Annotated in this window: 19 protein-coding genes and 1 riboswitch; of the genes, 9 read left to right on the forward strand and 10 right to left on the reverse strand. The window is 69.7% G+C overall.

Translation table 11 applies throughout. The features are described from left to right. Positions 1 to 172 precede the first annotated feature (172 nt). On the reverse strand, positions 173 to 1,225 hold the full coding sequence (locus ON29_RS02660) for an alpha/beta fold hydrolase (RefSeq protein WP_040864514.1): 1,053 nt from the start codon (positions 1,223 to 1,225) through the stop codon (positions 173 to 175). 187 nt (positions 1,226 to 1,412) lie between these two features. On the opposite strand from ON29_RS02660, the gene ON29_RS02665 reads away from it, so the two are divergent. Both ON29_RS02665 and ON29_RS02670 read left to right on the forward strand, forming a co-directional pair. Beyond that, on the forward strand, positions 1,413 to 1,871 hold the full coding sequence (locus ON29_RS02665; protein WP_051174815.1) for a DUF2752 domain-containing protein: 459 nt from the start codon (positions 1,413 to 1,415) through the stop codon (positions 1,869 to 1,871). 27 nt (positions 1,872 to 1,898) lie between these two features. Further along, positions 1,899 to 2,084, forward strand: coding sequence for a hypothetical protein (locus ON29_RS02670; protein ID WP_040864515.1), 186 nt, complete (start codon positions 1,899 to 1,901; stop codon positions 2,082 to 2,084). On the opposite strand, the gene ON29_RS02675 is transcribed toward ON29_RS02670, so the two are convergent. Further along, positions 2,085 to 3,431 carry a M1 family metallopeptidase gene (locus ON29_RS02675; RefSeq protein ID WP_040864655.1) on the reverse strand — a complete coding sequence of 449 codons (1,347 nt, stop codon included), beginning with the start codon at positions 3,429 to 3,431 and terminating at the stop codon, positions 2,085 to 2,087. It abuts the gene before it with no gap. After that, positions 3,431 to 7,342 (reverse strand): Pls/PosA family non-ribosomal peptide synthetase, encoded by a 3,912-nt coding sequence (locus ON29_RS02680; protein WP_040864516.1) that lies wholly within the window; start codon positions 7,340 to 7,342, stop codon positions 3,431 to 3,433. The genes ON29_RS02675 and ON29_RS02680 overlap by 1 nt, the downstream gene beginning before the upstream one ends. Positions 7,343 to 8,002: 660 nt before the next feature. Continuing rightward, a riboswitch (SAM riboswitch) is annotated at positions 8,003 to 8,116 on the forward strand. A 47-nt stretch (positions 8,117 to 8,163) separates the two neighbouring features. Here ON29_RS02680 and ON29_RS02685 point away from each other — a divergent pair. Further along, positions 8,164 to 9,483 carry an aminotransferase class V-fold PLP-dependent enzyme gene (locus ON29_RS02685; protein ID WP_040864517.1) on the forward strand — a complete coding sequence of 440 codons (1,320 nt, stop codon included), beginning with the start codon at positions 8,164 to 8,166 and terminating at the stop codon, positions 9,481 to 9,483. An 85-nt stretch (positions 9,484 to 9,568) separates the two neighbouring features. Here ON29_RS02685 and ON29_RS02690 read toward each other — a convergent pair whose 3' ends face one another. The 3 genes from ON29_RS02690 to ON29_RS02700 form a co-directional block, all read right to left on the reverse strand. After that, positions 9,569 to 10,120 (reverse strand): flavin reductase family protein, encoded by a 552-nt coding sequence (locus tag ON29_RS02690; protein ID WP_040864518.1) that lies wholly within the window; start codon positions 10,118 to 10,120, stop codon positions 9,569 to 9,571. A gap of 88 nt (positions 10,121 to 10,208) precedes the next feature. Beyond that, positions 10,209 to 10,685, reverse strand: a complete 477-nt coding sequence (locus ON29_RS02695; protein ID WP_040864519.1) for a YbaK/EbsC family protein — start codon at positions 10,683 to 10,685, stop codon at positions 10,209 to 10,211. Positions 10,686 to 10,739: 54 nt separating this feature from the next. Next, positions 10,740 to 11,060 (reverse strand): 2-oxo-4-hydroxy-4-carboxy-5-ureidoimidazoline decarboxylase, encoded by a 321-nt coding sequence (locus ON29_RS02700; protein ID WP_040864520.1) that lies wholly within the window; start codon positions 11,058 to 11,060, stop codon positions 10,740 to 10,742. A gap of 193 nt (positions 11,061 to 11,253) precedes the next feature. Between ON29_RS02700 and ON29_RS02705 the strand changes: the two genes are divergently transcribed. Together ON29_RS02705 and ON29_RS02710 are read left to right on the forward strand one after the other, a co-directional pair. Further along, a complete protein-coding gene (locus ON29_RS02705) occupies positions 11,254 to 12,075 on the forward strand; it encodes a crotonase/enoyl-CoA hydratase family protein (RefSeq protein WP_040864521.1) in 822 nt (273 codons plus the stop codon). Between the two features lie 187 nt (positions 12,076 to 12,262). Beyond that, positions 12,263 to 12,505: a hypothetical protein gene (locus ON29_RS02710; RefSeq protein ID WP_040864522.1), complete on the forward strand. Its 243-nt coding sequence runs from the start codon at positions 12,263 to 12,265 to the stop codon at positions 12,503 to 12,505. Positions 12,506 to 12,630: 125 nt separating this feature from the next. Here ON29_RS02710 and ON29_RS02715 read toward each other — a convergent pair whose 3' ends face one another. Next, on the reverse strand, positions 12,631 to 13,122 hold the full coding sequence (locus ON29_RS02715) for an inorganic diphosphatase (protein ID WP_040864523.1): 492 nt from the start codon (positions 13,120 to 13,122) through the stop codon (positions 12,631 to 12,633). Positions 13,123 to 13,339: 217 nt separating this feature from the next. Between ON29_RS02715 and dacB the strand changes: the two genes are divergently transcribed. Genes dacB through hpt form a run of 4 tightly spaced genes read left to right on the forward strand, consistent with a single transcriptional unit; the run spans position 13,340 to position 17,639 of the window. Then, positions 13,340 to 14,779: a D-alanyl-D-alanine carboxypeptidase/D-alanyl-D-alanine endopeptidase gene (dacB, locus tag ON29_RS02720; protein WP_040864656.1), complete on the forward strand. Its 1,440-nt coding sequence runs from the start codon at positions 13,340 to 13,342 to the stop codon at positions 14,777 to 14,779. 13 nt (positions 14,780 to 14,792) lie between these two features. Beyond that, positions 14,793 to 15,902, forward strand: coding sequence for an Rv3626c family coenzyme F420 biosynthesis-associated protein (locus ON29_RS02725; protein WP_083863196.1), 1,110 nt, complete (start codon positions 14,793 to 14,795; stop codon positions 15,900 to 15,902). Between the two features lie 56 nt (positions 15,903 to 15,958). Beyond that, positions 15,959 to 17,083, forward strand: coding sequence for a tRNA lysidine(34) synthetase TilS (gene tilS, locus ON29_RS02730; protein WP_083863197.1), 1,125 nt, complete (start codon positions 15,959 to 15,961; stop codon positions 17,081 to 17,083). 1 nt (position 17,084) lies between these two features. After that, positions 17,085 to 17,639, forward strand: coding sequence for a hypoxanthine phosphoribosyltransferase (gene hpt / locus ON29_RS02735; RefSeq protein WP_040864524.1), 555 nt, complete (start codon positions 17,085 to 17,087; stop codon positions 17,637 to 17,639). A gap of 3 nt (positions 17,640 to 17,642) precedes the next feature. Here the strand turns inward: hpt and ON29_RS02740 are convergent, their stop codons facing one another. Genes ON29_RS02740 through ON29_RS02750 form a run of 3 tightly spaced genes read right to left on the reverse strand, consistent with a single transcriptional unit; the run spans position 17,643 to position 23,691 of the window. Beyond that, complete coding sequence (locus ON29_RS02740) at positions 17,643 to 18,359, reverse strand: cyclase family protein (RefSeq protein WP_085994822.1); 717 nt, start codon at positions 18,357 to 18,359, stop codon at positions 17,643 to 17,645. Further along, on the reverse strand, positions 18,356 to 21,145 hold the full coding sequence (locus ON29_RS33565; protein WP_051174816.1) for a protein kinase domain-containing protein: 2,790 nt from the start codon (positions 21,143 to 21,145) through the stop codon (positions 18,356 to 18,358). Before ON29_RS33565 ends, ON29_RS02740 begins: the two co-directional genes overlap by 4 nt. Next, positions 21,142 to 23,691: a serine/threonine-protein kinase gene (locus tag ON29_RS02750; RefSeq protein WP_083863210.1), complete on the reverse strand. Its 2,550-nt coding sequence runs from the start codon at positions 23,689 to 23,691 to the stop codon at positions 21,142 to 21,144. Before ON29_RS02750 ends, ON29_RS33565 begins: the two co-directional genes overlap by 4 nt. Between the last annotated feature and the right edge of the window lie 170 nt (positions 23,692 to 23,861).

Consider the following 23,861-nt stretch of genomic DNA (forward strand, 5'->3'; position numbering starts at 1 on the left):
GCGTAGAAACGCCGGATTTTCCTGGTGAGCGACAGGCTGCATCCGAAGAGCCGTCTACGGAGTATCTGGTTGGCAAACATACGAGAGCGCGATAGCGGACCGCTTGTCGGCGGTCGGCTCACCCTCGACCCTGGACCGGGCGTCATCGACCGGCCCAGGAAGCGGTCTCGGGTCAGCCCGCGGCCGCGGAGCGCAAATGGGCGGTTTCGGCGATAGCGGCCAACTCCGCGTTGAAGCGGTCGGCGGCTTCGATATTGCCCAGGTGGCCGGTGGGCCACACGTGGTAGGCGGCCAGATGGCCCGTCTCGGCGAGAGCGTCGGCGATGCGGCGCGACATGCGTTCGGGCAGCAAGCGGTCGTGCGCGCCCGCGATCACGGTGGTCGGCACCGTGAGGGAGGCGGCGGCTTCGGCGAGATCCATGTCGGCCAGCGCGGCGGCGTGCCTGCCGCGCGTCAGCGGCCGGCACGACCGCACGATGCCCAGCGCGAACTCCACCTGGTCGGCCGTCGCGTGCGGAGTCATCACGCGCGCCTTGAGCAGCGCGCTGGCCGGCCAGCCGCCCGGTAGCGGGACCGGCGCGGTGAGCAGCGTCTCCGCGACGATCATGGGCATCCGCACGGTGGCGCCGAGCACGGTGATCGGCCGATCCGCCAGTGTCAGCGGCTTGTTCAGCAGCGGAAGCAGGTCGGTGTCGTAGCGGATGTTGCCCGAGGAAGTGTTCAGCAGCACGGCGGCGGCGGCCTGCTTGCGCACCTGCTCGGGATAGCGAGCGGCCCACGCCTGCACCGTGATCCCGCCCATGCTGTGACCGACCAGAACGGCTCGTTGCCCCGGGCGGAGCGTCGCATTCAGGACTACCGAAAGGTCATCGGCCAGCGAATCTTTGGTGGGGGCCGACTTGCCGAGTTCGCTGGCGCCGTGGCCGCGCTGGTCGTAGCAGACCACGCGATACCGGTCGGCGAAGGCGTTGATCTGCGGGTTCCAGTACTCGATGCTGCAGCTCCAGCCGTGGATCAGGACGATGACATCGCCCTCGGCGGGACCGTACGCGTGTACTCGCAGGCGAGCGCCGTCCTTGGTGGTGACGGGGATGACCGCGTGACGGGCGGTGGGCGCGTTCAACGACGCGGTCCGGAAGGTGCGGGACCGCAGTCCGGCACGGTAATCGGCGGTGAGCGCACCGTTGTGCGCGTCCGCCAGCGTCCTCATCGACTTCGCCAGCATGAGCACTCCTTTGTGTCCACCGTCACCGTACAGTGCAAGCAAGGTGCTTGCTAGTGCTAGCGCTGCACGACGGCATTCCTGGTGTATATCGGGGAGTACCCCCGGAATCGCTACCGCAAAAGATCATTTCGGAATGAACCGGGTTGTGAGGTATCGGGCGTATCGCCACCCGGTTACGGTTGACTTCGTGGATATCGCGCAATCTTCCTCCGGCCCCGCTGCGGAGCTGGGACCCGAGCCGAGGACCGGATGGCGCGGCGTCGGACTTCCCCTGCTCGTCGCGGGTGTCGGAGTGGGCGTCGGGGTGCTGTTGCATTTGCGCGATCCGCACGTCGAAGGCTCCTACGGCACCTGCCCGGTCTACGCGCTGACCGGGTGGTACTGCCCCGGCTGCGGCGGGATGCGCGCCGTGCACAATCTCACCGACGGGCACGTGCTCGACGCCCTGCACAGCAACTTGCTCGCGATCCCGCTGGTCGTCGCGTTCGCGGTGTGGGTGGCGGACTGGACCGTCCAGGCCTGGCGCGGGCAGAAGATGCGGCTGCCGTCGATCAGCCGGACCACCATGTGGACGTTCTTCGCCTTGCTGGCGATCTACACCGTGGTGCGCAATACGCCGTGGGGAACCCTGTTCACACCCGTGTAACACGCCGATGTGGGGGCACCCTCAGGTATGAACGATTCGCTGAAGACCCGGGTGCGGGAGAAGTTGCTGCGCCAGCTCATCGAGGATCCGCGGGATACCGAGCACGACGACCCCCGGCAGATCGCCGTGGAAACCGATCTGGACGCGCTGGCGAACGTCCCGGACGACGATCCGCTCGTCGAGGAACTGGCCGCCCGCTATCTGGTGTTCTGATCAGGCCGTCGACGCGCCGCCGTAGGGCGGCAGCTGCGGTAGCCGCTCGGCGAGCAGCCAGCTGTCCCACAGCGGGCGCAGCGAGACCAGGCTGTAGTGCCCCGCCAGGTCGGTGAACTCCTCGGTGGTCACCGATGAGTGGCGGTAGCGGATGGTCCACTCCCGCAGCAGGTCGAAGAATCCCGGATCGCCGAGTTCCAGGCGCAGCGCGTGCAGGGTGAGCGCACCCCGTTTGTAGACGCGATCGTCGAACATGCGCTGCGGTCCCGGATCGCCGATGACGATGTCCTGGGGCTCGCGCGAGAGGTTGTGCCGCGCGGCGCGGGCCAGCTGGTCGGCGGTGGGTCCGCCCGCGGCCTCCGACCAGATCCATTCCGCGTAGCAGGCGAAGCCTTCGTGTAGCCAGATGTCGCGCCACTGCCGGATGGTCAGGCTGTTGCCGAACCATTGGTGGGCCAGCTCGTGCGCGACCAGCCGTTCGGCGCCGCGCCGGCCGTCGCAATGGTTGGCGCCGAAGATGGAGATGCCCTGCGCCTCGATCGGGATCTCCAGTTCGTCGTCGGTGACGACCACGGTGTAGTCCTCGAACGGATAGGGGCCGAACTTCTCGCTGAAGACCTCGAGCATCCGCGGCTGGCGAGCGAAGTCGTGGTCGAAGTTGGCGCGCAACCGCGGCGGTAGGACGGCGTGCATCGGCACCGCGGAGTGCGAGGGGCCGATGCGGTGCCTGCGATAGTGACCGAGCTGGATGGTCGCCAGGTAGCTCGACATCGGTTCGGGTTGCTCGTACACCCACGTGGTCTGACTGGCCTTGGTCTGCTTGCGCAGCAGGGTTCCGTTCGCCACCGCGTAATACGGCGAATCGGTGGTGATCGAGATCCGATAGCTCGCTTTGGAACTCGGGTGGTCGTCACAGGGGAACCAGGACGCCGCGCCGTTGGGCTGGCTGGCCACGAGCGCGCCCTCGGTGAGTTCCTCCCAGCCGACCTCGCCCCACGGCCCGCGCACCGGTTTCGGGGTGCCGCCGTACTGCACCACCAGCGCCAGCACGCCGCCCGCCGGAATCCGCTGCTGCGGCGTGACGATCAACTTGCCGTGCTGATGGGCGAATTTCGCCGCCTTGATCCCGTTGACCGACACCTTCGACACGCTCAGCGCCTGGGCGAGATCGAGTGCGAACCGGGTGCGCACCTCGGTGGTCACCGCGGTGATCGCGGCGCGCCCGGTGAGGCGGTTGGCGGCAACCCGGTAGGCCAGCTCCAGTTCGTACCGGGTGACCCGATACCCCCGATTGCCGTTCTGCGGGAGGTACTCGTCGATGGGGGCTTCGTAGAACTTGCCCGTCATCAGCGCGCCCCGGGGTCGCCCGTGAACCAGGGCGCGATCGGGTTGCCCCACCAGCGCGTCGAGGCGGGCACCGTGTCACCGCGCATGACCAGCGAAGCCGGGCCGATGGTGGCGCCGTCGCCGAGCGCAGAGGCGGGCAGCGCCACGCAGTGCGGACCAAGGGTGGCGCCCGCACCGAGAGCGACGGTGTCCATGGCCATGATCCGGTCGTGGAACAGATGGGTCTGCACCACACAGCCGCGTTCCACGGTCGCGCCGTCGCCGAGAGTCACCAGGTCCGCCTCCGGTAGCCAGTAGGACTCGCACCATACCCCGCGCCCGATGTGCGCGCCGAGACCGCGAAGCCAGAGGTTCAGTACGGGCGTCCCGGTCGCCGCGCGCGCGAACCACGGCGCGGCAACCGTTTCCACGAAGGTGTCGGAGACCTCGTTGCGCCAGACGAACGAGCTCCACAGCGGATGTTCCCCGGTGCGTATCCGCCCCACCAGCAACCATTTGGCGGCCACCGCGCTCGCCCCCGCGACAGCGCCTGCCGCCAGCAGCACCAACCCGCTGAGTAGTCCCGCGGCCAGATGGCCGAACGTTTGCGCGAGCCAGGCGAGGGTGAAAAGCACGCCGAGCCCGATCGCGAAGGTCACCAGCACCGGGACCAAGCGGCAGGTTTCGACGATGCCGCGGGCTACCCGCAAGCGCGCGGGCGGGTCGAAGGTGCGCGCGGTATCGGCGTTCTCCGCGGCGCGGCGCAGCCGGACCGGCGGGCTGCCCAGCCAGGACGAGCCGGGTTTCGCCTTGGACGGCGCCGCCGACAGCACCGCGACCAGCCCGTTCTTCGGGACACGGCGGCCGGGCGCGGTCATCCCGGAGTTGCCGAGGAAAGCGCGCTTGCCGACCTTCGCCTCCCCGATGTGCAGCCAGCCGCCGCCGAGTTCGTAACCGGCGATCATGGTGTCGTCGGCCAGGAACGCCCCGTCGGCGACGGTGGTGAACTTCGGCAGCAGCAGCACGGTCGACGCCTCGACGCTCTTACCTATCTTCGCGCCGAGCAAGCGCAACCACAGGGGAGTGAGCAGGCTGGCGTACAGCGGGAACAGGAAGGTGCGCGCGGAATCCAGCAGCCGCTCGGTGGCCCAGGCCTGCCAGCCGACCCGGCTGCGCACCGGGTGGTAGCCCTCGGTCAGGCCGACGCTCAGCAGCCGGACCGCGACGATGGTCGCCGCCGCGTAGACGCCCAGGCTGAGCAAGGTCGCGAGGGGAAGCACGGCGAACGCGCGCGCGGCGCCGGCGGCGAGCGTGCGGGTGTCGCGAACGAACCAGGCCAGGAACGCCCCACCGGCGCCGATACCGAGAATCGGCATGGCGGCCAGCGCCATCGACGTGATCCCGAAGATGCCGACCCAGTGGCGGGCACGATCGGGTGTGTGCGCGGGCCAGCGGTGCTGTGCCTTACCGACCTTCACCGCGGGCGAACCGGCCCAGTCCTGGTCCGCCTTCACCTTGCCCGATACCGCGGAGCCGGGGGCCACCTCGGCGTTCTTGCCGATCTTGGTGCCCGGCAACAAGATCGAGCGTGAGCCGACCACCGCGCCGGGGCCGATGGTGATCGGGCCGAGATGCACCACGTCGCCGTCGATCCAGTAGCCGGACAGGTCGACCTCCGGCTCCACACTGCACCCGTCACCGAGTTCGAGCATGCCCGTCACCGGCGGGAGGCTGTGCAGGTCGACGCCCTTGCCGATCTTCGCGCCGAGCGCGCGGGCGAACGGCACCATCCACGGCGCTCCGGACAGGTTCTCGGCGCCGCTGGCCTCGGAGAGACGGACGGCAGCCCACAGCCGCAGATGCACCGAACCACCGCGCGGATAACTGCCCCGCCGGATGCCGCGCAGCAGTAGCCGCGCGCCCGCCACGCAGATGGCCATGCGGCCGGGCGGCGAGATGAACAGCAGGAACGCGGCCAGCGTCCACCACCAGGACAGCTGGGGGAGCCAGTGCAGTGAGCCGGACCAGGCCGCGATATTGCCGACGATCGCCAGCCAGGTGAGCCACTGCAATCCGGTGAGGGTGGTGAGCGGGATGGTGGCCAGCACCTGCGCCACCTGCGCGGGCAGCGGCGTCGGCCGCACCGTTCGCTCGGCGACGGCCACGGCGGGGGTGGTCTGTTCCAGCAGGTCGGCCAGCGCGCCGAGGCGGGGATGGTCGTAGACGTCGGCGACGGCGATCTGCGGATACCGTTCCCGCAGGGCGGTGACCAGCTGCGCCGCCGCGAGCGAGCCGCCGCCCAGGTCGAAGAAGTCCGCGTCGGGATCGCCGACCTCAGCGCCGAGAATGGCATCCCACAGTCCGGCGACCCATCGGGCGGTGCCGGTCAGGTCGTTGTCGTCGTCGTCCTCGGCGGCATTGGGCAGCGGCCATGGCAGCGCGTCGCGGTCCACCTTGCCGGAGGTGCGGGTGGGCAGTTCGTCGACCACCGCTAGCCTGGGCACCAGTGGTGCCGGAAGTTGTCCACCGAGGACGGCGCGCGCGGCCTTGACATCGAAGTCCGGGCCGGGTCCGGTCAGATAGCCGACCAGAAGCCTGTTGCCCGCTTTGGTGGTCCGGATGGCCGCCGCGGCGCCCGTGACCCCGGGCAGGTGTTGCAGAGCGTTGTCGATCTCGCCGAGTTCGATGCGCCGCCCGCCCAGTTTGATCTGATCGTCGGCGCGGCCGAGGAAGACCAGCCCGGCGCTGTCGTTGCGGACCAGGTCGCCACTGCGGTAGGCGCGCTCCCAGCCGACAGAGGCCAGCGGCGCGTACTTCTCGGCGTCCTTGACCGGGTCGAGATAGCGAGCCAGTCCGACGCCGCCGATCACCAGTTCGCCGGATCCCCCCTCGGCCACCGGGTTACCCGCCTGGTCCACGACGACCAGGTCCCAGCCGTTGAGCGGCAGGCCGATTCGGATCGGCCACCGGCCGTCCAAGCGCGCGGCGCAGGCGACCACCGTGGCTTCGGTGGGGCCGTAGGTGTTCCACACCTCGCGAGCCGAGGCACCGTTCCCCGCGAGGCGCTCGGCGAGTTCCGGCGGGACGGCCTCGCCGCCGAAGATGAGCAGGCGCACCGCCTCCAATGCCTCCACCGGCCAGGTCGCCGCCAGGGTCGGGACGGTCGAGACCACACTGATCTCCCGCCGCACCAGCCACGGGCCGAGATCGGCGCCGGTGCGCACCAGCTCACGCGGGGCGGGCACCAGGCAGGCGCCGTTGCGCCAGGCCAGCCACATCTCCTCGCAGGACGCGTCGAAGGCGACCGACAGACCCGCCAGCACCCGGTCACCCGGACCGATCGGGGCGTCGCGCAGGAACAGATCGGCCTCGGCGTCGACGAAGGCGGCCGCGTTGCGATGGGTGACGGCAACGCCTTTCGGAGTGCCGGTGGAACCGGAGGTGAAGATGATCCAGGCGTCGTCGCCGGGAGTGGGCAGCGTCGACCAGGTCTGCTCACGCTGCTGCTCCGCCGCGCGAATGCCCGCGGCCGTGGTCTCGATGCCTTCGGCGGTCACGATCGCGGTGACCTGCGCTTCCCCGAAGACCAGCTGGGCGCGCTCGTCCGGGTCGTCGGCGTCGACCGGCACGTAAGCGGCGCCGGAGTAGAGGATGGCGAGGATGGTCACATAGAGCCCGCGGGTGCCCGACGGCATGCGCACGCCGACCCGATCGCCGGGCCGCACGCCCGCGGTGGCGAGCCGGGCCATGGTGTTCTCGATCTCGACGACCAATTCCAGATAGGACAGCGCCACGTGGCCGTCGTCGATGGCGGGGGCGTCGGGATGGGCGAGTGCCGTCGCGGTCAGGATGTCGACGAGCGTCCTGGCCTCCGGCGCGCGATCGCCGCGTGACAACGGGCCCGCCGACGCGTCGACGTCTGTCTCGAGCATGGTGCTGTGCGCACCTCCCATCGACTCGCCTCACACTTTCCCGTTGTTGTGTCATAGCTGGGTTACCAAAGGGCAAACAGCGCTGTGGCCAGCTGTCCACGGTACCCGGGGTTGTCGTCGCTTGTTGTTCACCGAACCGGATGCCGGATCGGTGGGCGCGATGCGCGTTGTTGCAGGTGGGATCGATATTCGCCGTTCCGATAGGGCAAAACGCTGGTGGGCGGCTCGCCTGCCGCGTTCGCCGGGAGATCGCTGATCCGAAGGTGTGATTCGGCTCATCGAGCGGTCCGGAGCTGGTCTTCGGAAGGCGTTTGTTCCGGGCGGTCACCGAGGGAGTCGCGGCGGGGCGTCGCGATCGGGTTCAGCGCGTTCGAGATACGGAGGCGCTCGAGAAGCTGCGCCGTTGCGGGCAACGAGCGGGGACCGAGTCGCCTCGGCATCGGTTCGCTCGGTGGTAACCGACGAGCGAACCGAGGCGCGTTTCGGCCGTGGACGGGGGCCGGTGCCGACGCGCGAAATCCCGCTTCGGGCGCGGCTCGCGCGTCGTCGTGGGGGTGCTTGTAATGGCCGACGCGTGGTGGTTATGTCCACGCGGTGCTCGTGGGGACTCGGGTGGAATGTGGTTGACAGTGCCGGGGCGCTTCTGCCACTCTCGGGTCTGGTCATGAGTGCCAGCGCAAAGCCCCGGCTTGCTGGCCGGCAACCCTCCTCCGCGGTGGGGTGCTCCGGGTGACGACCCGGCCGCCGCCCAACCGGGCGCGGCAAGCGCGGACTCGCCGAATCGTTCGGTCGCGAGTCCCTGAGCCGACGGGATTCACGTGATGACTACTGCTGTCGACAACCCCTGTGCCGCACTCGCCCGGGTGTCCGGCGACGAACTGCGCGTGCCGCTGGTGCACGGCGGATCGGCGACCTACGCCAACTTCGACTACGCCGCGAGTGCGCCCGCGTTGGCCCAGGTCACCGACCGGGTGCAGCAGTTGCTGCCGTACTACGCGAGCGTGCACCGCGGCGCGGGCTACGCCTCCCGGATCTCCACCGAGTGCTACGAAGCCGCTCGCGGATCGGTGTCCCGGTTCCTCGACGCCGCCGACGATCAGGTGGTGGTCTTCACCCGCAACACCACCGACTCGCTGAACCTGCTGGCCTCCTGTGTTCCGGGGGACACCGTGGTGCTCGACGTCGAGCATCACGCCAACTTCCTGCCGTGGACCAAGCGGGGCAGGCGCGTCGTGCAGGCCGCCGACACGGTCGAAGAGACCATCGGCAGGCTGGTCGCCGAACTGTGCAGCAAGCCGGCCGCGTTGCTCGCGGTGACCGGCGCGTCGAACGTGACCGGCGAGGTGCTTCCGCTGGAACGGCTGGCCACCATCGCGCATCAGTGCGGCGCCCGGATCTTGGTCGACGCCGCCCAGTTGGCGCCGCATCGGCGGATCAGCCTGCGGGACACCGCGATCGACTACCTGGCGTTCTCCGGGCACAAGCTCTACGCGCCGTTCGGCGCCGGTGTGCTGGTGGGCAAGCGGGATTGGCTCGACGCGGCGCAGCCCTACCTCGCGGGCGGCGGCGCGGTGCGCGAGGTACGCAGCGACGCGGTCGAATGGGCGTCCGCTCCGCAGCGGCACGAAGCAGGCTCGCCGAACGTGCTCGGCGCCGCCGCACTGGCCGCGGCTTGTGACGCGCTCAGCGGGATCGATGCCGAAACCCTTGCCGCGCACGAACACCGGCTCGCCGACCGCCTGCGCGACGGCTTGGCCACGATTCCCGGCGTCCAACTGCTGCGGATCTGGATCGACAGCCCTGATGCCGTCGGCATCGTCGCCTTCACCCTGGACGATTTCGCCCCCGGCCACGTCGCCGCCTATCTCTCCGCCGAACACGGCATCGGTGTGCGCGACGGACGCTTCTGCGCCCACCCGCTGCTCGCCCGCCTCGGCTTGAACGGCGCACTGCGCGCCAGCATCGGCCTCGGCACCACCTCCGCCGACGTGGACCGCCTGATCGAGGCGATCGCCATCCTCGCGCGAACGGGCCCCACCTGGAATTACGCCGCCGAGAACGGCGTCTGGAACCCCACGCCCGAAACGCGCCCCTTCACCTCCACCGCCCCCACCGGCGCAGCCCCCTGTCTGGTCGGCTGAAGCCGCGCTCTTCCCGATCCACGCGGTCGCGCCTCGCGAGCCGCGGGCGGAATCGGCGGTGTGGACACGGCGTGGGCGGCGCGGGTCAGTCGCTCAGGGCGATCGGTCGGTAGTAGCGCCCGTTGTAGTAGAGCAGTGGCGCGGCGGCGGGTTTCTCGTCGGTGTTGTCGTGGACCCGGGTGACCAAGCCGACGACGAAGGTGTGGTCGCCGATGGGGATCAGTTGGTGCACCGTGGCACGCAACCAGATGGGGGTGCCGTGCAGGAGCGGTTCGCCGGTGTCCAGGGTGGTCCACAGGGCGCGGTCGGTGAAGCGTTCCTCCGCGGTCCGGGAGAACCGGTGGGCCAGGTGCTGCTGGTGTTCGCCGAGGAAGTGGATGACGACGGACTCGGCGTCCAGCATGGCGGACAGGCTGGAGGAGGTGTGCGCGATATTGAACGACACCAGCGGCGGGTCAAGTGACAGCGAGGCGAAGGAGGTCGCGGTGAAGCCGACCGGCCCCTGCGGCGAAGTCAGCGTGACGACGGTGACGCCGGCCGGGTAGTGGCGCATGGAGGCGCGATACTGCTCCGCGGTGATGCCGCTCAGATCATCGGGGATCTGTAGTTCCGTCTCAGGCCGTGGTGCGTCGGTCACCTCACGAAACTACGCCCGGACGCCCCGCCGGTGCGGGTGGCATTGATCGCACTCGTGCGGGCACCGGACTCGCCGCGAGGGCGTCGAGTCAGTCGACATCGATCGGAAGACCCGCGGTGATCCGCAGCAATTCCGGGAACGACGTGCGGAAGATGGTGTTCGGATGCCCGCCCGCTGCCCACAGCTCGCGATGGCGCCCCAGCGCGCTGTCCACCCAGGTGGGCAGGTTGGTCGGATGCCCGACCGGTGCGACGCCGCCGATGGGCTGACCGGTCACCTCCCGCACCATCTCGGCGGGGGCGCGGCTCAGCGTCCCGTCCAGGCGCGCGCCGGTCTTCGCCAGATCGACTTGGTGCGCTCCCGAGACCAGCAGCAGCACCGGGTCGTCGTCGAGCAGGAACACCAGTGATTTCGTGATCGCCCCCACGTCTACGCCGAGGGCCCGTGCGGCGTCCGCGGCGGTGTGGGTCGGCTCCGGCTGGGCGACGATGAGACCGTGATGGCCCCGGGAGATGAGGGTATCCGCGACCCGGCAGGCGACCGGTGGCAATGACGACCTGCGCATCTCACCAGGGTAGAGCGATTGCCGTCGGTACGCCGGGCAAGTCGCGCCGCCGGTTCAGTATTCCGGGTAGCCCTCGGCCGGCCCGAGCATCCCGGCGATTCGCTCGCGGGTGACCCGTGCCAGTTCGGCCAGGCATTGTGACGAGACCGGGTCGTGCGCAATCCCTTCGAAGGCGCGATCGACGTCCCGCTGGGACAGCGCGAGCAGTTCGACATCGGCCTTGCTCAGCAGCGCGTCCCGATCCGGATAGGGGCGAGCGTCGGCCAGCGTCGCGGCCCACGTCACGCTGCAGCAGCACTCGTAGAGGGCATGAATCGCGCGACCGCGCGGCAGACCGTTGAACCGGTCGAGGCCGATTCCCCGATGCATCAGCATGGTGTCCTCCGAAAACCGGCGAATGAGGTTTGCTGACTCGACCATGATCCGCTGAATCCCGAACCGGGAACCAGTGCGCCGCCGCGCAATTTGCACAGGATTTACACGCTGCGAGGTTTCGCGGCGAATCCTCGCACACCGAGCGCGCGCGGGCCGGGATACCCGCCCGGCGTGGTCTCGATACGCTGTACAAATGACTGATTGGCAGGCTTTCACCGTCGAAACCAAGGATCACGTCGCGCAGGTGACGTTGATCGGGCCCGGCAAGGGCAACGCGATGGGTCCCGACTTCTGGCGCGAGTTGCCGGAGGTCTTCCAGGCGCTCGACGCCGACCCCGAGGTGCGCGCGATCGTGTTGACCGGCTCGGGCAAGCACTTCTCCTACGGTCTGGACCTGCCCGCGATGAGCGGCACGTTCGGTCCGCTCATGGCAGATCGCGCCCTGGCCGCGCCGCGCACCGACTTCCTCACCGAGCTGCGCAAGATGCAGGCCTCGGTCACGGCGGTGGCGGACTGCCGCAAGCCGGTGATCGCCGCGGTGTCCGGCTGGTGCATCGGCGGCGGGCTCGACCTGATCGCGGCCGTCGACATCCGCTATGCCAGCGCCGATGCCAAGTTCAGCTTGCGTGAGGCGAAGGTCGCGATCGTCGCCGACATCGGCTCGCTGCACCGGCTGCCCGGCATCATCGGCGAGGGGCACCTGCGGGAGCTTGCCTACACCGCCAAGGACATCGACGCCGCGCGCGCGGAGAAGATCGGCCTGGTCAACGACGTCTTCGCGGACCAGGATGCGGCGCTGGACGCCGCGCACGCCACCGCGCGCGAGATCGCCGCGAACCCGCCGCTGGTGGTGCAGGGCGCCAAGGACGTGCTCGATCAGCGGCGCAAGGACGAGATCGCGGCGGGCCTGCGCTACGTCTCCGCGTGGAACGCCGCGTTCCTGCCGTCGGAGGATCTCACCGAGGCGATCAAGGCCGTCTTCGAGAAACGCGCGCCCGAATTCCGCGGTCAGTGACAACCGCGGCGCGCCCGTACTCCGCGAGTGCGTCGTGCCGAGCCCCCAAGGGTGGGTATCGAGGGTGGGCAAGGTGATTCGCCTCAGGGTTGCCTTGCCCTCACCCTAGGGGTGGCTGTGCCAGGCGCCGATCGCCCATATCGTTTGGGATGTCGGAAATTTCGCCTCGCATTCAGGAGCAAGAACAATGCGTATCAAGTCCTTCCTCGCCGCTGGTCTGCTGGCCACCGCCGCCGTCGCCGGGGTGTCGACGGCTGCTTCGGCCTCGGCCGCGCCGGTTTACCAGGAGGTCGCCTACGGCGGCACCTACGTCGGTACCTACGCCACGCTGTACGCCTGCCGGGCCGACGGCGAGTCGCCCAGCACCGGCGGCTACTACTGGGAGTGCATCGAGACCTGGGACGGCTACGACCTGTACATCTACTACTGAGCCACCTGACGCCGAGAAGGGGCATCCGGTTTCCGGGTGCCCCTTTTCATCTTTCGCGCCCGGAAAAACGAAAGCGGGGAGTCCGTGCCTACCGGACTCCCCGCTTTCGTTGTGCGCGAGGGCTTTCAGTGCCCGCCCTGGTCCTTCAGGCGCTGGATGGACGCCTCCACCTCGGCCTCGGCCTCGGCCCGTCCGACCCACTCCGAGCCCTTGACGAACTTGCCGGGCTCCAGGTCCTTGTAGCGCTCGAAGAAGTGCTTGATCGCGGCCAGTTCGAACTCCGGCACATCCTTCAGATCCTGGATGTGGTCCCAGCGCGGGTCGCCCGCGGGCACGCACAGGATCTTGTCGTCGCCGCCCGCCTCGTCGGTCATCTTGTACATGGCGACCGGACGGGCTTCCACGATCACGCCGGGGAACACCGAATCGGGCAGCAGGACCAGGGCGTCCAGCGGGTCACCGTCCTCGCCGAGGGTGTTCTCGATGTAGCCGTAGTCGGCGGGATAGACCATGGACGTGTACAGGAACCGGTCGAGCCGGACCCGGCCGGTCTCGTGATCGACTTCGTACTTGTTCCGGGAACCCTTGGGGATCTCGATAGTGACGTCGAACTCCACGCCATCTCCTTCGTGCATCGGTGCCGAGCTCGGCGACTCGGCTGCTTTTCGGCGACTGCCGACTCGGCCGCTGCGGAGTGCGCCGACTCGCCAGGTTGTTCAGGGGAACGGTTGCGCAACGAGGATAGTGTGGGCGTCGCGGATATGGGTGCGGCAGGCGGCTGCTGCGGGAATCGGTCAGGAGAGCGGCGGCGACGTGTTTGGTGGCAACGAGAACATCGGTGGGCTGGCCGCCCGGCGGCGCCGCAACAGGTGGATCTGGATCTCGAGCACGGTGGTCGTCCTGATCGTCGTCGCCGCCGTGGCACTGCTCGCGGTGCGGCCGTGGACCGACGAGTTCCGGCACGGTGGCCTCACCATCGCCGACCCGCCCGCTCCGGTCGAGCCGTCTCCGCAGGTCGGTCCCGCCCGGTCCACCGATTCCGCGCCGACCCCGGCGGGGATCGCCGCCGCGCTCGCCCCGGTGATCGCCAATCCGGACCTCGGGGCGTTCGCGGGCCAGGTGACCGACGCCGACAGCGGAATGGTGCTGTGGAGCGGCGACGCGAACCGGCCGATGATCCCGTCGTCCACCGCGAAGATCCTCACCAGCGCGGCGGCGCTGCTCACGCTGCCCGGCGAGCATCGGCTGATCACGAAGGTCGTCGCGGGTGCTGCGCCGAACGAACTGGTACTGGTCGGCGGCGGCGACCCGACGCTCACCGCGCAACCGGACGGCAAGGGGTACTACCCGAACGGACCGCGGCTGTCCGACCTGGTCACCCAGATCAAGTCGGCCGGGCGCGCGGTGGACACGATCGTCGTCGACACCTCCGCCTATACCGGCCCCACCATGGCGCAGGGCTGGGACCCGGTGGACATCCCCGAGGGCTCCATTGCCCCGATCGAGCCGGTGATGATCGACGGCGGCCGCCTGCAACCGCTCGTCGAGTACTCGCCGCGCACCGCGACGCCCGCTCTCGACGCTGGGCGGCGCTTGGCCGCCGATCTGGGGTTGGACCCGGCCAAGGTACGCGCGGGCACCGCGCCCGCCGGTGCGGCCGAGATCGCCTCCGTGCGCTCGGCGCCGCTGCGCGACCGGCTGCGCGACATGATGGTCTACTCCGACAACGTGCTCGCCGAGGCGATCGGACGGGAGATCTCCACGGCCACCGGCGGCGAGGCGTCGTTCACCGGCGGTGCCACCGCGGTGCGCGCGGCGCTGAGCAAGGCCGGTTTCGATCTGTCCGGCCTGGATATGCACGACAGCAGCGGGCTTTCGGTGGACGACCGGATTCCCGCGCGGTTGCTCGACCGGGTCGTGGCGAGCGCGGCCGAGCCCACCGGCGCCACGGCGGTGAAACCGGCCGGTACCAAGGCCCAGCCGGAGAACGACCGGGTCGCGGCCACCTTGGCGCCGATGCTCGACGATCTGCCGGTCGCGGGTGCCACGGGCTCACTGACCAGCCGTTACGTCGCCCGGGACCGTCAGGGCGCGGGCTGGGTGCGGGCCAAGACCGGAACTCTGTCGGTGTCCAGCGCGTTGGTCGGGTATGTGCTGGACGCCGATGGGCGGGTGCTGACCTTCGCTTTGATGTCGAACGATCGACCGCCGGAGGTGAGCAGGCCCGCGTTGGACGCGATCGCAGGCACGCTGCGAAATTGTGGATGCTCCTGACGGGTGGTTGATCATGACCCAGCAAGGTTCCGAGGCAGCTGAATTCGGCTCCGCTGGTGCGGTCGAGCGGCGAAAGGGCCGCTCGGGTCTGTCCGGCGTGGTCGATTGGCGCTTGGCCGCGAAAACCGGCTCCGCTCTGGTTCCGGCGGGTCCGCGCACGTCGCGCTACTCCGCCGAACAGGTGGTCGCCGAACTCGCCGATTCCTCGGTGCGGGCGGAGGCGCCGGTACGTGAGGTCAGCGGACTGCTGGACGACCGGCCGGTCCCTTCGGCCAGGATCGTCGACCGGCCGGGGTGGATCACGGCCGCCGCCGACTCGATGGCCCAGCTCACCGGGACGGGTGCGGCCGGGCCGGACCGCAAACTCCTCGCGGGCAAACCCGCGGGTGTGCAGGCGGGCGCGATGCTCGCCTTCCTGTCCACGGCGATTCTCGGTCAATACGATCCGTTCACGGGGTCCGACGGCACCTTGCTGCTGGTCGCGCCGAATATCGTGGCCGTCGAACGAGCTCTCGGGGTGTCGCCGAGCGACTTCCGGCTCTGGGTCTGCCTGCACGAGGTGACCCACCGGGTGCAGTTCTCCTCCGCGCCCTGGCTCGGTGACTACATGCGCGCCAACGTCGAGGTCCTCGGCGAGGTCGCCGAGGAGCCGGTGAGCGAGATGCTGTCCCGGCTGGTCGACGAGGTGCGCGACCGTCGTCGCGGGGCCGCCTCCGACGACCCGGCCGCGCGCGGTGTGGTCGGCCTGCTGCGCGCCACCCAGGCGCCGCCGCAGCGCGCGGCGCTTGACCGGCTGCTCATGCTCGGCACCCTGCTGGAAGGGCACGCCGACCACGTCATGGACGCGGTCGGCCCGGCGGTGGTCCCGTCGGTCGAGCAGATCCGCACCGCGTTCGACCAGCGGCGCAGGCGTCCGACCAACCCGGTGCAACGCCTCCTGCGCGCCCTGCTCGGCGTGGACGCGAAGGTCGCCCAATACGTGCGCGGCAAGAAGTTCGTCGACGAGGTGGTCGGCACCGTCGGGATGACGCGGTTCAACACGGTGTGGACCGATGCCGACACGCTGCCGCGCACCGACGAGATCGAGCATCCGCAGCGCTGGATCGAGCGCGTGCTGGCCTGAGCGAGCAGGGCCACTGCGATGGATCGCCGGTCGCGGTAGGCCGGTAGGCTGCGCCCATGGGGCGTGCGCCAGGAACGACACCCGGGCGCTTCGGGCCGGACGGTCCCGGGCGAGCGCCCGCTGCGGGCACTCCCCGGCGGCTGCCCGAGACCGCGGCCGTACTCGCCGTCCGCAGGGCGGTCCGCGACTGGCTGAGCGTTTACCGGCCGCGCGAGACCGAGGAACAGGCAGTCGCGGTCGCCTTGTCCGGTGGCGCGGATTCGCTGGCACTCACCGCGGCGGCGGTGGTCGAGACGAACGCGGTCGACGCTCTGGTGGTCGATCATCGCTTACAACCCGGTTCCGAGGCCGTCGCCGCCACGGCGGCGGCTCGAGCCTTGGCCATGGGTTGCCGGTCCGCCCGCGTGCTCACGGTCGAGGTCGGCACCGAGGGCGGTGTGGAAGCCGCCGCCCGCCGGGCCCGCTATGCCGCGCTGGACTCGGCGCGCGCGGACCTGCCGGTGCTGCTCGGGCACACCCTCGACGACCAGGCCGAAACGGTGCTGCTCGGGCTCGCGCGAGGCTCGGGTGGCCGCTCGATCCAAGGGATGGCCGCCTGCGCCGAGCCGTGGGGGCGGCCGTTGCTCGGCGTGCGCCGGGAGACCACCCGGCAGATGTGCGCCGACCTGGGCGTGACGCCGCACGACGATCCGCACAACGCGGCGCCGGAGTTCACCAGGGTCCGGCTGCGCACCGAGGCGTTGCCGCTGCTGGAGCGGATTCTCGGCGGCGGGGTGGCTCCCGCGCTGGCACGCACGGCCGAGCAGTTGCGGGAGGACGGCGCCGTCCTGGACGCGCTCGCCGCCGAGCTGCGGCACACCGCGAGTGATGGGCCGTCACTGGTGATCGAGACCCTCGCCACTGCGCCCGCGGCCCTCCGTAAACGGGCAATTCGGGCATGGCTGCTCGACAACGGGGCGAAAGCCCTGACCACCAAGCATTTACAGGCAGTCGACGAACTGGTTACGGCTTGGCGCGGGCAGGGCGGCGTGGCGGTCGGTGGAGGGCGGCCGGATTGCAGGTTGGTCGCCGGGCGCGAACGTGGCAGGCTGACACTGCGGCTGGGCGAGGATGGCATCGGACCGATGAAGCAGACCCAACCGGCCCAACGGGCTCATCACCACGGAAGGGAATCCGGCTGACGTGTACGGGGACGACATCGCGTCGGTGCTGATCACCGAGGAACAGATCGCCGCCAAGACCCAGGAGCTGGCCGAACTCATCGCCAAGCGGTATCCGCCCGATGCTCCCGAGGGCGATCTGCTGCTGGTGGGTGTGCTCAAGGGCGCCATCTTCTTCATGACCGACCTGGCCAAGGCCCTGCCCATTCCGACCCAGATGGAGTTCATGGCCGTCTCGTCCTACGGGTCGTCGACCTCGTCCTCCGGCGTGGTGCGCATCATGAAGGACCTGGACAAGGACATCGCGGGCCGCAACGTCCTGATCGTCGAGGACATCATCGACTCCGGGCTCACGCTGTCCTGGCTCAAGCGCAACCTGTCCACCCGCAATCCGGCGTCGCTAGAGGTGGTCACCCTGCTACGCAAGCCCGACGCGCTACGCACGCCAGTGGAGGTCGCGCACGTCGGCTTCGACATCCCGAACGAATTCGTCGTTGGCTACGGCCTCGACTACGCGGAGCGCTACCGCGACCTGCCCTACATCGGCACCCTGGACCCGAAGGTCTACGGCGGCTGAGACTCACTCGGGCAGGATGCCGAAGATCGTTGCCGGAGAACCGGAACCGCCGCGGTAAAGCGGTCCGCCGACCAGCACCCACGCCCCGGTCGCGGGCAGCGCGGCCAGGTTCGCCAAGCATTCCAAGCTGATCCGGTGCTCGCCGTAGAGCAGCTTGGACACCGCGTACGTCTCGTCGGCGCCCACGTCGGGCCCGAACGTGTCGATGCCGAGCGCGCCACGGCGGCCGAGCCTGCCGCCGCGCAGCAGCCATTTCACCGTCTCCACCGCGAAACCTGGTTGCCGACCGGCGGATTCGCCCGTGCCGACGAATTCCGGCGTTCCCCACTTGGCGTCCCAGCCGGTCCAGGCGATTATCGCCGCGCCGTCCGGAATCCGGCCGTGTTCGGCTTCCCACCGCGTCAGGTCGCCGACTTTGATCGCGTAGTCGCGATCGTTCGCGCAGCGTTGCCGGACATCGATCCGCACCGCGGGCAACAGCAGATCGTCCAGTTCCAGTTCGTGCGCGGCCAGCCCGTCGGCACGGAAATGAACCGGTGCGCCCCAATGGGTTCCAGTGTGTTCGCCCTGCTGGATATAGCGCAGGTAGTAGCCGTCGTCCACGATCGTGGCCACCACGTCGGCGCGGAATTCCGGATCGCCCGGGTACAGCGGGGTGGTGACCGGATCGTGGACGTGCGAGAGGCTCACCAGTTGCCCGAGCGGGCGCGGTGTGGTCATCGCGGACGCTGGGGGATCGCCCTGGCCAGCGCGAGCAGGTCCGCTTCGAGGAGCCGGAAGAGCCGATAGGTCAGCACGAATGCCAGGATGCCACCCACGCTCAGCACGCGCACCGGAACGATCACCAGTTCCAGGTCGGTGGCCTCGACGAAGGTCGCGCTCGCCACGCCCAGCAGCGGAACCGACGCCGCCACACCGAGATAGAGACTGCCGCGCCTGGCCAGTGCGCGCAGCTGACGTTCGTCGTCGCGACCGATACCGCCGCGCACCAGAAGTTGTGGATAGATCGAGCGCACCGCGTAGACCATGATCGGAAAGAACGGATAGGCCAGCGCGATCGCCGCGCACACCACTTGCGCCGCGAAGAAATGCAGGAAGGTGCCGCGCGGCAGCGCGACGCCGGAGGAGGCCAGTCCCAGCGGCCAGATGATGCCCGCGACCAGCCAGAAGCCGAAGGGTATCCACACCGCCCAGTCGCCCATCAGCAAGGTGTCGCGGCGCGCTTTCGCGAGCGTGCGGGCGGAATACCCGGAGCCGCGGCCGAGGCGGTACGCGATGGTGAGCGGCCGCCGGGTCATGAACAGCAGCAGCAGTGCGGCGACCGGGAACGCGACGAGATTGTTGATCAATCCCACCGCCGCGAACTTCTCCTGGTCCGCGGCCGACATCCGGTCGATGATCAGACTCTGGTTCAGCCGGATGTTGTAGAAGCTGGCCAGCACGTTCGGCACGCCGACGCACAGCGCCGCGACCGGGAGCAGCCATGCGCGGGCTCGGTGGGCGAGGCTGTCGGGCGGGGGATCGACCAGGTCGCGAGCGCGGGCGTCCAGGCACAGGTCGAGCTGGCCCGCGAGTTCCGCGCCGCCGCGCCAGCGGCGCTCCGGATCGGCGTGCAGGCATTCCAGCAGCACGCGGCGCAGCGCGGCGGGGGTGTCTTCCGGCAGGCGCGCGAGCGCCTCCGCCGAGACGCCGCGGCGGCGCACCGCGAGCATCGCCGCGTACGTCTCGGTGGCGGGGCCGTCCTCGGTGATCGGTGGATCGTCGAACGGAACAGCGCCCGTGAGCATCTCCCACAGCAGCACGCCGAGGGAGTACACGTCGCTGCCGTTGCCGGGGGCGGGCGCGTCGGGATCGAGGTAAGCGGCCAGCTGCTCCGGGGAGCGGTAGGCCAGGGCGCCGGTCGCGCCGGGACCGTGCGGCGCCGAAGCGCGGGCCGCCTCACCGAGAGCGAAGTCGGCCAGCTTCGGGATGCCCTCCGCGGTGAACAGCACGTTCGCCGGTTTGATGTCGTGGTGCAGCACGCCGTGGTGCTCGGCGTAGTCCAGGGCATCGGCCAACCGCCTGCCCACCCACGCCACGGTCTCCGGCCAGGTCAAGCGGGCGATCTCGGCACGAACGCTGGAATCCGACGGCCGGATCTCGCCCTTGGCCTCCATGGCGGTGTCCAGCGCGCGCAGCAGCAGTGCGCCACCCTCGGTCACCGAGCCGCGACGGCGTTGCTCGAGGAGACCGACCGCCGTGCCGCCCGGGAGGTACTGCATGTAGACCAGGCGCGGGGGGACGGTCGCGGGGGAGTCCGGTACGAACGGCGCCCGGCCGGGCGCGGGGCCGGTGTGGGCCGGCGGGCCCGCGACGGTCGCGTCCGGATCGATCGATCGGTCGACCACCGTCGCGTCCGGAGCGGCGAGAACCGCGGTGCCCTCACCGGATCCGGGGGGTCGCCCGGCAGCGTGCTCGGAGATCGGCGCACCGTCGCGGCGTGGGCGGCGAGTACCGGCGACTGTGGTGTCGTCACTGTCTTCGCGCGCGGTGGACGCATCGGCCGCCGCGGCGATCGTCGCGTCGTTCGCGGCGGATCGTCGGCTGTGTGTCGCGTCGGCCGGTTGGGTGTGGGGCTGGGCGATCGTCGCGTCGTCTGTGGACTGTCGGATGTGAACCGCGTCGGCTGGGCGGGTGTGGGGAGCGCTGGTATGCGCGACCGTGTCATCGTCGCCGGGTTGGCCCGGTGGGGCTGCGACCGTGGCGTCCGAATCCGCGAGCGCGAGGTGGCGGGCGGGCCGTGGCGCTGCGCGAGTCGCATCCGCGTCGGCTGTGCCTGCGATGGCGTGGCCGCCGTTCGCGGGCGCACCGGCGACCGTCAGCGTGCGTGCGGCGTCGGCGCTGAGCACCCGCTGGTCGAAGACGCGCACGATGTGGGCGTGGTCGAGTTGGGCCATCGTGCGCGGGGCGGCCGCCCGGCCCGCCGAGAACCGGACGGCGACCAGCCGCTGCATGGAACGCTGCCTGGCCAGGAAGACGCGGCCGAGCAGCCCGGCGCCCAGATCGGTGATCAGATCGAAGTCGTCGATTCGCAGACCGGGCGCGAGGTCGGCCAGCGCGGCGACGGCTTCGCTCGATTCGGCGTTCGTCCCCGCGTCGTCGGCGAAATCGGCGAGACGTTCGCCGATCGCGCCCGCGAACTCCGGGTATTCGGCGAGGAAGTCCTCCAGCGGCAGCGATCCGAGTTCACGGCGCGCCAGGAATTCTTCGCACAGCAGATCGACCAGTTCCGGGCTGTCCGCCATTTCGGGGAATTCCTCGCGGTACTCCGCGATCCGTTTGCCGAGCCCCTCGTTTTCCCAGCGCCGCCGCAGATCCACCCGGATCAGGTCGACGAGCACCGCCAAGCGAACCTGCGTGCCGTCGGGTACGTAGTCGCGGATCTGCGGTGGCAACCGGTCGCCGTGGACGCTGCGCTGCCAGTCGGCGGAGAACCGGGCGACGGCATGGGTGCGGGGCAAGCTCACGCGGCGGTCTCCGCGGCGGTCTTGTTCGCTCGGGCGGACCTGCCCTCCGAGGACCCCGTTACGGCGGATTCGGGATCGACCACCCGCTCCAGCGCCCGCAGATCCGCTTCCAGCGCACGGAAGATCAGATAGGTCCCCACGAACGCGATTATGCCGCCCACGCACAGCAGCCGGACCGCGAAGATGACCGACGGGATGTCGGAGGGGGGCAGGAAGGTCACCCCGGCGACCGCGAGCAGCGGCACCGAGGCGGCCACCGCGAGGTAGCCGTTGCAGCGCCGGTCCAGGCCGCGCAGCCACACCGCGTCCTCCGGGCTGATGTCCCCGTGCCGGAGGAACAGCGGGTAGACGCACCGCACCATGTAGAAGGTCAGCAGGAAGAAGGGATATGCGACCGCCATCGCACCGCACACCACCAGCGACGACAAGAAGTGCACCACATAGCGTGCCGATATCTCTCCGGTCGACACCTGTAGTGCGATCAGGAAGATCGGTCCGGCCAGCACCCACAGCGAGAAGGCCACGGCGACGGCTCGGTCGCCCATCAGCAGCGCGTCGCGTCTGGCACGCCGCAGGGTCTCGGGGTCGTATCGTCGCCCTTTGCGCAGGCCACGCGGCACAGTCAGCACATATCTCGCCATGTACAGCACGAGCGCGATGCCGGTCGGGAAGAAGACGGCGTTCACGGCGCCGGTGATGATGAGGAAGGTCTGCTGGGCTTCCTCGGTCATCCGGCTGATGATCAGGTGTTGATTGTGCTGAATGTTGTACAGCGAGGCGAGCACGTTCGGCAGCGCCATCGCCGTCAGCGCCACCGGGACGATGTGCGGGCGCAGCCGCCGCCGCCAGCTGTTCGGCGCCGGGTCGACCAGCTCACGGGCGCGCGCGTCCTGGCACATCTCGAGCTGCCTGGCCAGGATGGTGCCACTGGACCAGCGGTCGGCCCGGTCCGGAGCGAGGCAGGTCCGCAGTACGCGGCACAAGGCGGCGGGGCAGTCGGCCGGGATCCGCTCCAGCGCGGCATCGTTCACGCCGGCGCTGCGCCGCTCCAGCATGGCCTCCAGCGTGGTGTCGTCGCCTTGGTTGCCCGCGCCCGCCGTCCGGTCGTCGAACGGCTTCGCGCCGGTGAGCAACTCCCAGAGCACCACGCCCAGTGAGTAGATGTCGGCACGGGTGTCCAGGTCGGCGGCGCTGCGGCCGAAGCTGGGGTGGCAGGCCTCCAGCTGTTCCGGCGACATGTAGGCCAGTGAGCCGCCGAAGTAGGCCACCGGGCTGGTGCCCTCCACGTTGCGGCTGAAGCTGATGTTGAAGTCGGCCAGCTTCGGCACGCCCTCGGCGGTGAGCAGGACGTTGGCCGGTTTCACGTCGCGGTGTAGCACGCCGTGCGTGGAGGCGTAGTCGAGCGCCTCGGCCAGCCTGCGACCCAGCCAGGCCACCGTCTCCGGCCAGCTCAGCTTCGCGATCTCGGCGCGCACACTGGAGTCGGTCGGCCGGATCTCGCCCTTCTCCTCCATGGCCGCGTCCACGGCGTCCAGCAGGAGCCGGCCGCTGCGCTCGGCGGGCGGGGTGGCGCGCACCCAGCGCAACACGCCCAGCAGAGTGCCACCCGGAAGGAACTGCATGTAGAGCAGTCGCAGCCTGCGTGCCGCGCCCTCGGCGTCGTCGAGCAGCCGCTGGTCGAAGACCCGCACGATGTAGTCGTGGTCGAGCTGGGCCAGCGTCTGCGGCTCGGTGCCGTGGTCCAGCGAGATCTTGACCGCGACCAGCCGTTGCAGCGATCGTTGCCGGGCCAGGAAGACCCGGGCGAACGCGCCGCTGCCCAGACCGGTCAGCAGATCGAAGTCATCGATGCGCTGACCGATCTCGATGCGGTCGAGCGGGTCGGAGCGGCCCGGCCCGGTCCCGATCGTCGTGGGCGCGGCGGTGGCCGTGCCCGTCAGATCGGCGGCGGTCGTTCTGGTCACCTCGGAATCACGAACAGACTCGGTGGTTCGGTTCAATGCGGTGTCGGCGAGGACCGATCCGGTATGCGCCAACACGGTCCGGGAAGAATCCTCGGTAGCCGCGCGGCGGGTGCTCTGATCGATGTCGTCGGTGTTCAACAACTCGCGCAGTTGCTCGGCCTGCCGCGGATATTCGCGCAGGCATTCGCGCGGATCCACTCGCTCGCCGCTCTGGCGGCGGATGACGAACTCCTCGTACACCAGACCGGCCGGAATATCGTCGGACGCGAGTTCGGGGAATTCGGCGCAGTAATCGGCCAAACGCAACCGCGCGGCCGGTTCCGGCACGGTGCTCGTGGCCGTCACCGGGCGACGCAACCAGCGATGGCGCAAGTCGACGCGGATCAACTCGAGCAATGCCTCGCGACGCAACGTGCTGGCGTCGGGCAGGTAATCGGCGATCGTCGGCGGGCGCCGGGTCGATTTCCATGCCGCCGAGAACGCCGCTACCGCGTCGGATTCGGCATGCGACAGGTCGCCACCCCCCGGACGGGTGGAAACACCTGTGTCGGGATCGGAACTTCTTCCAGAGTTCGCACTCATGCTCGGACCTTGTGGCTCGGCGGACGCCGCGGAATCCGCATCGGTCGTTGTCGGATGGCCGGAAATTTCCGCCACACCCCACACCATCATCCCCCGTGCCGTATTCGAAATGATAACTTGCGGCACGACAGTGGATCACCCGATTTCGACAACGACGCGACGGGGGATGA

It is taken from the genome of Nocardia exalbida NBRC 100660 (assembly GCF_000308575.1).
GTDB classification, from domain to species: Bacteria; Actinomycetota; Actinomycetes; order Mycobacteriales; family Mycobacteriaceae; genus Nocardia; species Nocardia exalbida.